At 67.7% G+C, this 11,943-nt stretch carries 7 protein-coding genes and 1 pseudogene; 5 read left to right on the forward strand and 3 right to left on the reverse strand.

The features are described from left to right. Nucleotides 1-1,174, reverse strand: a pseudogene (locus ABD768_RS34840) (cbb3-type cytochrome c oxidase subunit I); the annotation flags it as partial. Beyond that, entirely contained in the window at nucleotides 1,171-1,980 is an 810-nt protein-coding gene (ctaC, locus tag ABD768_RS34845; RefSeq protein WP_343980808.1) for an aa3-type cytochrome oxidase subunit II, read from the reverse strand. The pseudogene ABD768_RS34840 and the gene ctaC, both read right to left, overlap by 4 nt. A gap of 184 nt (nucleotides 1,981-2,164) precedes the next feature. Between ctaC and ABD768_RS34850 the strand changes: the two genes are divergently transcribed. The 5 genes from ABD768_RS34850 (at nucleotide 2,165) to pulA (ending at nucleotide 10,969) form a co-directional block, all read left to right on the forward strand. Then, a complete protein-coding gene (locus ABD768_RS34850) occupies nucleotides 2,165-3,292 on the forward strand; it encodes a cysteine desulfurase family protein (RefSeq protein ID WP_344847942.1) in 1,128 nt (375 codons plus the stop codon). Beyond that, the gene (locus ABD768_RS34855; RefSeq protein WP_343980813.1) at nucleotides 3,289-3,495 is read left to right on the forward strand and encodes a sulfurtransferase TusA family protein; all 207 of its coding nucleotides are present in this window, start codon (nucleotides 3,289-3,291) and stop codon (nucleotides 3,493-3,495) included. The genes ABD768_RS34850 and ABD768_RS34855 overlap by 4 nt, the downstream gene beginning before the upstream one ends. Before the next feature lie 43 nt (nucleotides 3,496-3,538). Continuing rightward, the gene (locus ABD768_RS34860; RefSeq protein ID WP_344847945.1) at nucleotides 3,539-4,099 is read left to right on the forward strand and encodes a GNAT family N-acetyltransferase; all 561 of its coding nucleotides are present in this window, start codon (nucleotides 3,539-3,541) and stop codon (nucleotides 4,097-4,099) included. Next, the gene (locus ABD768_RS34865) at nucleotides 4,096-4,818 is read left to right on the forward strand and encodes an SIR2 family NAD-dependent protein deacylase (RefSeq protein ID WP_344847947.1); all 723 of its coding nucleotides are present in this window, start codon (nucleotides 4,096-4,098) and stop codon (nucleotides 4,816-4,818) included. The genes ABD768_RS34860 and ABD768_RS34865 overlap by 4 nt, the downstream gene beginning before the upstream one ends. Before the next feature lie 448 nt (nucleotides 4,819-5,266). Beyond that, nucleotides 5,267-10,969: a pullulanase-type alpha-1,6-glucosidase gene (gene pulA, locus ABD768_RS34870; protein WP_344847949.1), complete on the forward strand. Its 5,703-nt coding sequence runs from the start codon at nucleotides 5,267-5,269 to the stop codon at nucleotides 10,967-10,969. Here the strand turns inward: pulA and ABD768_RS34875 are convergent. Next, entirely contained in the window at nucleotides 10,955-11,938 is a 984-nt protein-coding gene (locus tag ABD768_RS34875; RefSeq protein ID WP_344847951.1) for a serine hydrolase domain-containing protein, read from the reverse strand. The two genes, pulA and ABD768_RS34875, sit on opposite strands and share 15 nt — an antisense overlap. Nucleotides 11,939-11,943 lie beyond the last annotated feature (5 nt).

Raw genomic sequence — 11,943 nt, forward strand, 5'->3', positions numbered from 1 at the left:
GAACACGACGGTGCCGAAGACGACGTAGTGGAAGTGCGCGACCACGAAGTACGAGTCGGACAGCTGGTAGTCCAGCGCGGGCGAGGCCAGGATGACGCCGGTCAGGCCGCCGAACAGGAAGGTGGTGAGGAAGCCGACCGACCACAGCATCGGGGTGTCGAAGGACACCGAGCCGCCCCACATGGTGCCGATCCAGTTGAAGAACTTCACCCCGGTCGGTACGGCGATCAGGAAGGTCATGAAGGAGAAGAACGGTAGGTTCACCGCTCCGGTGACGAACATGTGGTGCGCCCACACCGCCACCGAGAGGACCGCGATCCACAGCGTCGCGCCGACCAGGCCGATGTAGCCGAAGACGGGCTTGCGGCTGAAGACCGGCAGGATCTCGGTGATGATGCCGAAGAACGGCAGCGCGATGATGTAGACCTCGGGATGCCCGAAGAACCAGAACAGGTGTTGCCACAGCAACGGCCCGCCGTTCGCGCAGCGCGCCGGCCAGGATCGGGAAGGCGATCAGGACCAGGATCGAGGTCACCAGGATGTTCCAGGTGAAGATCGGCATCCGGAACATCGTCATACCGGGAGCGCGCATCGTGATGATGGTCGTCACGAAGTTGACCGCACCCAGGATGGTACCGAGACCGGCCATCCACAGACCCATGATCCACAGGTCACCGCCGACACCCGGCGAACGGACCGCGTTCGACAGCGGCGCGTAGGCGAACCAGCCGAAGTCGGCCGCACCGCCCGGGGTGAAGAAGCCGCTGATCGTGATCAGGCCGCCGAACAGGAACAGCCAGAAGCTGAACATGTTCAGCCGCGGGAACGCCACGTCGGGCGCGCCGATCTGAACCGGCATGATCACGTTCGCGAAGCCGACGAACAGCGGCGTTGCGAACAGCAGCAGCATGATCGTGCCGTGCATGGTGAAGAGCTGGTTGTACACCTCTTCGTTGACGATCTGCAGACCCGGCTTGGCCAGCTCGGCCCGGATCAGCAGCGCCATCACGCCACCGATCAGGAAGAACGCGAACGACGTGATCAGGTACAGATGCCCGATCAGCTTGTGGTCGGTCGTGGTCAGCCACTTGACCGCGATCTGGCCCTTGGTGCGCCGCCTGGGCAGCGCGGTCGCCGCACCGATGGCGCCTGTGCGCTCGGCGAAGTCGGTCACTTCTCGCCCTCCTGCTCACCGTGGCCGGGAATGGTCGTCGCGTCCTGACCGCCGGTCGCCGCCCCGGTCTGGCCCTTGGCGGCCAGCTCCTTGAGGTGCGCCTGGTACTCGTCCGCGGTGACCACCTTGACGGTGAAGATCATCCGGCTGTGGTAGAGACCGCACAGCTCCGCGCACTTGCCCGCGAAGGTGCCGGTCTTGGTCGGGGTCAGCTCGAGCTTGTTGGTGCGGCCCGGGATGACGTCGAGCTTGAAGTAGAAGGCCGGCACCCAGAACGAGTGGATGACGTCCGGCGAGGTCAGGTCGAAGTGCACCGACTCGTTCACCGGCAGCCACAGCGTGGCGGGGTTGTCCAGCGTGCCGGTCTCCCAGACGCCTTCCTGCCCGTCGACGGTGTCCTTGTAGTTGAAGGTCCACTGCCACTGCTGGCCGACCACGTTGATCGTGTGGGACGGGTTGTCCGACATGTGCGTGATCTTGTTGCCGTGCTCGACGGTGTAGAAGAACAGCACACCGATGATCGCGAACGGCGCCAGCGTGTAGAGCACCTCGAGCGGCAGGTTGTAGCGCGTCTGCCGCGGGGCGTCCTCGTTGCGCCGGCGGTACCGGACCGAGGCGTACAGGATCAGGCCCCAGGTGAGCACACCGATGATCAGGGCGGCGATCCAGGCGCCGATCCAGAGGCTCTTCATCGCCTCGGTGCGGTCGGACGCGCCCGGGGGCAGACCGAGCCGTTTCCACTGCTCGGTGGTCTCCGACGAGCAGCCGGTCAGCACCAACGTGCCTACCGCTACTGACGTCGCCACCAGCAAGCGTCGCTTCGCCGGACGTACCGCGGCGCGGGCCCTCTTCAGACCTGCTGCGCGCACCACTCCGGGCGTGCCGTTCGAACCCACGGGGCGCCTTTCCCTTCCCAGGTGAGACTGACGACAGAACACTACTGGACACCTCTGGCGGTTCTGCGCATAGGTAGGGCTTAGCGTTTCCCGTGTGAGCAACCGTGCATACCTAGATGCCGCGACAGCGGAACCACTGCATCCCGCAGCGCGGGAAGTGTTGCTCTCGGCATTGGAATCCGGGTGGGCCGATCCGGCCCGGCTGCACCACGAGGGACGGACGGCCAGACTGCTGCTCGACAACGCCCGCGCGGTGCTGGCCGAAGGCCTCGGAGTACGGGTGGATGAGCTGTTCTTCACCGCCTCCGGCACGGCCGCCATCCATGCCGGGTTGCTCGCTGTGACGGCTGCCCGGCGGCGGGTCGGGGACGTGGTCGTGCACTCTGCGGTGGAGCACTCCGCAGTACTCCATGCGGCGGCAGCAGCCGGTACTGCGAACGAGATCCCCGTCGACAGCCTCGGACGAGTCGACCTGGACGCCTTCACGGCACAGGTCAGGCAACCCGGTGTAGCCGTCGCTGCGCTCCAGTCGGCCAACCATGAGGTCGCTACGCGCCAGCCGATCGCGGAGCTCGCCGAGGCGTGCGCAGCCGCGCAGGTGCCGCTGTTCGTCGACGCAGCCGCCTCGATCGGGCATGACGTCGTACCAGCCGGGTGGTCCGCGTTGACGGCCAGTGCCCACAAGTGGGGCGGGCCGGCGGGCGTCGGGCTGCTCGCCGTACGGAAGGGGACGCGGCTTGCGCCGAGCTGGCCCGTGGACGAGCGGGAGGACGGCCTCTCCCCCGGCCACCCGAACGTCCCCGCTGCTCTGGCGGCCGCAGCGGCTCTGCAGGCGCGACTGCTGGAGGCTGAGGAGCTCAACAAGCAGCACCGGGCGTGGATCGACGAGCTGCGGCACCGGGTCGCGGCAGACATCACCGACGTCGAGGTAGTCGGCGACCCGGACGACCGACTGCCACACGTACTCACCTTCTCCTGCCTGTACGTCGATGGCGAGGCACTGGTCACCGCCCTGGACGCCGAGGGCTTCTCCTTGTCGAGCGGCTCAGCCTGTACTGCGAGCACGCTCCGCCCCTCGCATGTGCTCGCAGCCATGGGTGTGCTGACCCACGGCAACGTACGCGTCTCCCTGGGCCGCACCTCCACCCACGACGAGGTCGACCGCTTCGCTAGCGTCCTGCCCGGCATCGTGCAGCGGATCCGGGCCGAGGTGGGCATGTGACGCTGGACTGCCGCGGCATGCTCTGCCCACTCCCCGTGATCAAACTCGCCCAGGCGTTCCCCAGCCTGCAGATCGGCGACACCATCACCGTCCTGGCCGACGACCCCGCCGCCGCCACCGACATCCCCGCCTGGTGCCGCATGCGCGCCCAGGAACTCGTCTCCGCGACCGGCGGCGAGTACGTCGTACGCCGGCTCAGCTAAAACGGTTGGCGCCCACGGCCGGGGCGTTGCGAGACTTCGCTGCGTGACTGACTTCGCCTACAAGCCGACGCTGACCGGAGAGCTGGTCGTCCTGCGGCCGGTGACCGAGGACGACTATCCGGCGATGCAGGTCGCCATGGACGATCCCGATGTGGTGCGGTTCACCGGGAGTCGGGGGGAGATCGGCGAAGAGGCCGCGCGCAAGTGGTACCGGACCAGGGGTGAGCAGACCGACCGGCTGGATCTGGCGATCGTCGACAAGGCCGGTGGTGAGGTTGTCGGGGAGGCTGTGCTCAACGAGTGGAGTCCGGAGGACGAGAGCTGTAACTTCCGGATTCTGATCGGGCCGGCCGACCAGGGGCGCGGGCTGGGGACCGAGGCGACCCGGCTGATCGTGGGGTACGGGATCGAGCAGCTCGGGCTGCACCGGATCGATCTCGGCGTCTACGCGTTCAATCCGCGGGCGCAGCGGGCGTACGAGAAGGCCGGTTTCGTCACCGAGGGGGTCAAGCGGGATGCCCTGAAGTGGGACGGCGAATGGGTCGACGAGATCGTGATGGCGGTACTGGCCACCGACTGGAAGCCGCTACCTTCGACCACGTGACCGATTTAGTCTCGAAGGCCCGGCGGATCGCCGTACTGACCGGCGCCGGAATCTCCACCGCCTCCGGGATCCCCGATTTCCGCGGTCCGCAGGGCCTGTGGACGAAGAACCCGGCCGCGCAGGCGATGTTCGACATCGACGAGTACGTCGCCTCGACCGAGGTCCGGGCCGAGGCCTGGAAGTTCCGCCGCGCGGCCGCCGCCTGGGACGCCGAGCCCAACGCCGGCCACCGCGCCCTCGTCGACCTCGAACGCCAGGGCCGCCTGACCGGCCTGATCACCCAGAACGTCGACGGCTTGCACCAGAAGGCCGGCTCGGTGCTCGTCCACGAACTCCACGGCACGGTCTGGTACGTCGATTGCCTCACCTGCGCCGATCGCGTCCCCATGGCCGAGGTTCTCCCCCGCCTCGAGGCAGGCGACCCCGACCCGGCCTGCGAGCTCTGCGGCGGCATCCTCAAATCCGCCACCATCTCCTTCGGCCAATCCCTGGACCAAGCTGTCATCGACGCAGCCACCAGAGCCACCCAGGAAGCCGACCTCTTCCTCGCGATCGGCACCTCCCTCCAGGTCTATCCCGCTGCCGGCCTCTGCGACCTGGCCCTCCGGGCCGGCATCCCACTCGTCATCCTCAACGCCGAGCCCACCCCGTACGACGACGAAGCCACCGCCGTGATCACCACCCCGATCGAGGAAACCCTCCCCGGCCTCGTCGCCTGATTCACGGATTCGCGGTAAAGGTGCTGACGATTCGGGCCCGGCGCGGTGAGGGACTCCGCAGCGCCGCCGGCCCTGTTGGGCGGGCCACTGGCAGGTTTCGGCCCCGGACCGCCCTGCACGCACAACCCGCGGCAACCCCTTCGACACGCCGAGGTAACCGCTTACCCGTCGAGTTGTGCATGCACCCACCGCCCCCCTGTTGCCCCAAGCAACCAAATCCGAACCCACCTCGCCTCGTCGCCCTAGGCTCAGACCCCTCCTCGGGATCCCGATAGCTACGACCACGGCCGTCCTCACCGCGGCAATCACGACCCTCCCCGGCCACCCGTCACCTGACCGCGACCTTTCAGGCCTTCCGTCGGGCTGGGGAGGGAGTTAGCGTCCCCGGCAGGCCGTACTGGCGTGGGAGGGGACCGAAATGCGTGGGTTCAGGCGAGGTATTGCAGGCGTGACCGTGGCGGCGGTGATCGCGCTGGGACTGGGGACAGCGTCGACCGCGACGGCACAACAGGCGACAGGACTACCGGCGACGGCGCAAGCGCAACGGGTGATCACGGTCGCCGGTTCGCTGCAGAGTGAGCTCGGCTGTCCGGGCGACTGGGATCCGGGCTGTGCTGCGACCAGTCTGGGCGCGGCCGCGCCGTACACGAAGGTCTTCGACGTCCCGGCCGGCAGCTACGAGTTCAAGGTCACCGTCAACGGCGCCTGGGACGAGAACTACGGCGCCGGGGGTGTGCGCGACGGGGCCAACATCCCGCTGCGGCTGGAAGGGCCGGCCAAGGTCCAGTTCAGCTACGACGACACGAGCCACGTCGTCGCGATGAAACCGGTCGACCTGGCCGGGCCGGCGGTGACCGCGGCCGACCAGGCGCTCGCGTCGCCCAGCCTGCGGCAGGACCTCACCAAGGAACGCTTCTACTTCCTGATGGCCGACCGGTTCGCGAACGGCAACAAGGCCAACGACTCCGGCGGCCTCACCGGCGACCGGCTGACCACCGGGCTGGACCCGGCCGACAAGGGCTTCTACCACGGTGGCGACCTGGCCGGCGTGATGCAGAAACTCGACTACATCAAGTCCCTCGGTACGACGTCCATCTGGCTGACCCCGTCGTTCAAGAACCGGCCGGTCCAGGGCGAGGGCGCGAACGTCAGCGCCGGCTACCACGGCTACTGGATCACCGACTTCACCCAGATCGACCCGCACCTGGGCACCAACGCGGACATGCAGCAGCTGATCACGCTGGCGCACCAGAAGGGGATGAAGGTCTTCTTCGACATCATCACCAACCACACCGCCGACGTGATCGCCTACCAGTCCGGCCAGTACGGCTACATCCCGAAGTCGGCCTCACCCTACAAAGATGCCAATGGCAACGTCTTCGACGACAAGCTGTACGCCGGTGGCGACACCTTCCCGCCCCTCGACGCGCAGACGTCCTTCCCCAACGTGCCGATCTTCAAGACTCCCGCGGACGCGACCGTCAAGCAGCCCGCCTGGCTGAACGACCCGACGCTCTACCACAACCGCGGCGACTCCACCTTCGCCGGCGAATCCGCGGAGTACGGCGACTTCGTCGGGCTGGACGACCTGTTCACCGAGCAGCCGAAGGTCCGCGACGGGATGATCGACGTCTACAAGACCTGGGCCGAGCTGGGCATCGACGGCTTCCGGATCGACACCGTCAAGCACGTCAACCTGGAGTTCTGGCAGAAGTTCTCACCGAAGATCCTCGAGGCGGCCAAGGCGAAGGGCACCAAGAACTTCTTCATGTTCGGCGAGGTCTACGACGCCGACCCGAAGTTCATGTCGACCTACACCACGGCCGGCGCCCTGCAGGCGACCCTCGACTTCGGGTTCCAGCAGAACGCGGTCGCCTATGCGAAGGGCGACCCGAGCACCAAGCTGCGCGACCTCTACGCCAACGACGACTACTACACCGACGCCGACTCGAACGCCTACCAGCTGCCGACCTTCCTCGGCAACCACGACATGGGCCGGGTCGGCACCTTCATCAAGCAGTCCGGCGCCAGCGGGCAGGAACTGCTCGCCAGGGATGAGCTGGCGCATTCGCTGATGTACCTCACCCGCGGCCAGCCGGTGATCTACTACGGCGACGAGCAGGGCTTCACCGGTCCGGGGGGCGACAAGGACGCCCGGCAGGACATGTTCGCGACCAAGACCGCCGACTACACCGACGACGAGGTCGTGGACGGCACCGGTACCTCGACGATCGGGAGCAAGGACAGCTTCAACACCAACTCTCCGATGTACAAGCACATCGCGGGGCTGGCCGAGCTGCGGGCGAAGTACCCGACGCTGGCCGACGGCACCCAGGTGCACCGCTACTCCTCCAACACCGGCGGGCTCTACGCCTTCAGCCGGTTCGGGAAGGACAACACGGAGTACCTGGTCATCGCCAACAACGCCACGACGACCAAGACGGCGACCATCCCGACGTACATGGCCGATGGCCGGTTCAGGTGGATCTACGGTGGCGGCAAGCAGCTCAGGGCCGATGAAGAGGGCCGAGTGGTCGCCACAGTGCCTCCGCTGTCCGTCTACGTCTACAAGGCCACAGAGCAGCTCCCCCGCCGGCTGGCGGCTCCCCCGGTCTACATGAGCTCGCCAGAGCCGGGTGCGGCGGTCAGTGGTCGCGCAGAGATCGCAGCAGCCGTCCCTGCTAACACCCCTGTCACAGTGACCTTCGGCTACCGCCCAGTCGGTACTACGGCTTGGCAGCGGCTCGGGAGCGACGACAACGCGCCGTACCGGGTGTTCCAGGACACCAGCAAGCTCCCCAAGGGCACCCTGCTCGAGTACCGGGCAGTCCTGAAGGATGCGTCTGGCAACTACTCGGTGTCAGGCTCGTACGGAATCGTCGGGGACGCGCCAGCCCCAACCCCGGGCGGCGGTGGCCAGGACCCGGTCTCCCAGCCGGCCAACGTCAGCGTGCCGGGCGATCACAACAGCGAGATGGGCTGTCCCGCGGACTGGTCACCCGACTGCCCGCAGGCGCAGCTGACCCTGGACCCGAAGGACCAGGTCTGGAAGGGCACCTACACGCTCCCGGCCGGCGAGCACGCGTACAAGGCAGCCATCAACAAGACCTGGGACGAGAACTACGGAGCCGGCGGCAACGCCAATGGCGCCAACATCTCCTACACCGCTCCGGCGACCCCTGTGACCTTCTACTACGACCACGGCCGGCACTTCGTCACGTCGACCGCCGAGGGACCGATCGTCACGGTGCCGGGGTCGTTCCAGTCCGAGTTCGGCTGTCCGGCGGACTGGTCCCCCGACTGCATGCGTCCCTGGCTGACCGACCAGGATGGCGACGGCACCTTCACCTGGTCGACGAGCAAGATCGGAGCAGGCAGCTATGAGGCCAAGGTCGCACACGGCCTTTCGTGGGACGAGAGTTACGGCGCCGGGGGCAGCCCGACCGGCGGCAACATCCCGATCACCGTTCCGGGCGATGGGTTGGTCGTCACGTTCTCGTACGTCCTCGCGACCCACGTGCTCACGGTGACGACCTCCAAGCCCGGCGCGCAGCCGGATCTCAAGCAGGCCAAGGCCTACTGGCTCGGCAAGGACCTGCTCGCTGTACCGGCGGTAGCGCATCCCGAGTGGTCGCGCTGGCGGCTGCACTGGTCGGCGACCGGGTCGCTGGCGGTGGACGCCGACGACATCGGCGGCACCTCCGCCGGACTGCGCGTCGACCCCAGCGGGATCCCGCCCACGGTCCTCGCCAAGTTCCCAGCGCTCAAGGGCTATGTCGCGCTGAGGCTGGAGCACGGCGATGCGAAGAAGATCCTCACCGGGCAGCTCGGGCTGGCGCAGTACGACGACGCCGGGCGGTTGCTCGACGCGACGGGGGTGCAGATTCCCGGCGTACTGGATGACCTGTACGGCGCCGCGGCGGACCGCTCGTACGGCGTGACGTGGAACGGCGGGACGCCCAAGTTCTCCTTGTGGGCGCCGACCGCCCAGGGTGTCACTCTGCTGCTGGGCGACCAGCGGATCGCGATGCAGCGCAACACCGACGGCTCGTGGACCGCTGACGGGAAGCGGAGCTGGGAGAACGCGCTTTACCGGTTCGAGGTGAAGGTGTACGCGCCGAGCACCGGCAAGGTGGAGACGAACGTCGTCACCGATCCGTACTCGGTCGCGCTGGCCACCGATTCGGCGTACTCGGTCGCGGTGAATCTCGCGGCGCAGGCCGGCAAGCCCGCGCTGTGGAGCGACACGCCGTCGCCGACGCTCGCCCGGGCGGTCGACTCGACGATCTACGAGCTGCACGTGCGGGACTTCTCGATCGACGACGCCTCGGTACCGGCGGCTCATCGCGGGACGTACCTGGCCTTCGCGGACGAGGGGAACGGCACGAAGCACCTGCGGTCGCTCGCGCAGGCCGGGTTGAACACCGTGCATCTGCTGCCGACTTTCGACATCGCCTCGATCCCGGAGACCGGGCAGCAGACACCTGCCTGCGACCTCAAGTCCTACCCGGCGGACTCGGACCAGCAGCAGGCCTGCGTGACCGCGGTCGCCGCGAAGGACGGCTTCAACTGGGGCTACGACCCGTACCACTGGCTGGCGCCGGAGGGGTCGTACGCGACGTCCAAGGACGGGCTGGCGCGGGTCGCCGAGTTCCGGACGATGGTCGGCGGGCTGCACAAGTCCGGTCTGCGGGTCGTACTGGATCAGGTCTACAACCACACGCCCGCGGCCGGTCAGGCGCCGACGTCGGTGCTGGACAAGGTCGTACCGGGCTACTACCAGCGATTGAACAAGACCGGTGGCGTGGAGACGTCGACCTGTTGCAGCAACATCGCCACCGAGCACGCGATGGCCGAGAAGATCATGGTGGACAGCACGGTGTCGTGGGCGCGCAACTACCACGTCGACGGCTTCCGCTTCGACCTGATGGGCCATCACAGCAAGGCGAACCTGCTCAAGGTCCGGGCCGCGCTGGACAAGCTGACGCTCGCCAAGGACGGCGTCGACGGCAAGAAGATCTACCTGTACGGCGAGGGCTGGAACTTCGGCGAGGTCGCGAACAACGCGCTCTTCGTGCAGGCGTCGCAGGGCAACCTCGGCGGTACCGGGATCGGCACCTTCTCCGACCGGATGCGCGACGCGGTCCGTGGCGGCGGGCCGTTCGACGACGACCCGCGGGTGCAGGGCTTCGGCTCCGGCGCGGCGAGCGACCCGAACGGCGCGCCGATCAACGGTACGCCGGCCGAGCAGGCGAAGCGGCTCGCGCACGACACCGACCTGGTCCAGCTCGGGCTGGCCGGCAACCTCCGCTCGTTCACCTTCCGCTCGGCCGACAGCGGGACCGAAGTACGGGGTGACGCCGTCGACTACAACGGATCACCCGCCGGGTACGCCGATCAGCCGGTCGAGGTGATCAGCTATGTCGACGCCCATGACAACGAAACGTTGTGGGACTCGCTCACCTACAAGCTGCCCGCGACGCTGCCGATGGCCGACCGGGTCCGGATGAACACGTTGTCGCTGGCAACGACCGCGCTGGCCCAGACACCGTCGTTCTGGCATGCGGGTGCGGACCTGTTGCGGAGCAAGTCGCTGGACCGCAACTCGTACGACTCGGGCGACTGGTTCAACACCCTGGACTGGACAGGCGCCGACAACGGCTTCGGCCACGGCCTGCCCCCGAAGGCCGACAACGAAGCCAAGTGGCCCTTCATGAAGCCGCTGCTCGCCAACCCGGCGCTGAAGCCTTCCCAGGCCGATGTGACGACAGCGAGCGCGGCCGCTGCCGATCTCCTCAAGCTCCGCTTCTCCACGCCGCTGTTCCGGCTGGGCTCCACGGACCTCATCAACCAGAAACTCTCCTACCCCCTCAGCGGTACCCCCGCCGCCAAGCCGGGCGTCGTCGTGATGCGCATCGACGACACCGTCGGGCCCAACGTCGACCCAGCCCTGAAGGGCGTGGTGGTCGTCTTCAACACCACCGGCTCACCGGTCACCCAACAGATCCCGGGCCTGGCCGGCGCCAACCTCACCCTCTCCCCCGTCCAAGCCGCCGGCTCGGACGCCACCGTCAAGCAGACCACCTGGACCGCGGCGACCGGCACCGCAACAGTCCCGGCCCGCACGGTCGCAGTACTAGTCCAGCCCTGACAGGAACACCTCGGCCACCAGGTCGTCGGACTCGGCTGCTTCGGCGTCGACCGTCGTGCGCGACATCGTGCACTGACGGTCGGCGCCGCGGCTGTGGAAGCTGCTGGTGAGATACCCGAAGATCCCTCCGTTGTGGCCCCAGAGCTCCGTTCCGTCGGCCAGCTGCCGCCGCGCGATCCCGAGCCCGTAGTCGCCAACCGTCGTGAGCATGGCTTCAAGCTGCGCCGCAGGAAGCAACTCACCGGCCAGCAGCGCGGCGAAGAACTTGTTGAGGTCGGCTGCGGTCGAGATGAGCTCACCGGCCGCCCAGGCCTGCGACGGATTCAGCTCGTCCAGGTCAACGGACTCGTCGTCGACCAGCAGATACCCGTGCGCGTGCGGCTGGGGCAGCTTGGGCTCGTCGCCGGGGACCAGGGTCTGGTGGAGGTGCAGGGGCTCGATCGCTCGCGCTCGCACGGCATCGGCGTACGAGCCGTCAGTGATCTCCTCGATCAGCAGACCGAGCAGTGTGTAGTTGGTGTTCGAGTACGACCAGTCGGCGCCCGGTGCGAAGAGCGGCTCATGCGCGAAGGCCAGGCTCAGCGCCCGCTGCGGTGCCCAGTGATCGAAGCGCTCTCGGACGATCTGCGCCGGGTCGGGGAGGTCGTCGGTGTAGTTGTAGAGGCCGCTGGTGTGGTTGAGGAGACGGCGGACGCTGATGCCGTCGCCGGCCGGTACGACGCCGGGCAGCCACTGCTCGATGGGCTGATCGAGGTCGACCAGTCCCTCGGCGACCAGCGACAGGACCACGGTCGCGGTGAAGGTCTTGGTGACGCTGCCGATCCGGAACCAGCCGTCGGGGGCGACCGGTTGGCGGGAGTCGAGGTCGGCGACGCCGGCTGAGCCGCGCCACTCACGATGTCCGTCGCGGTAGTGCATCAGTACGCCGGTGGCACCGGCTTCGACCAGGCGATCCAGGATCTGTTGCATGGCGG

Origin of the sequence: Kribbella ginsengisoli, from assembly GCF_039537185.1 — a bacterium.
Lineage (GTDB): Bacteria > Actinomycetota > Actinomycetes > Propionibacteriales > Kribbellaceae > Kribbella > Kribbella koreensis.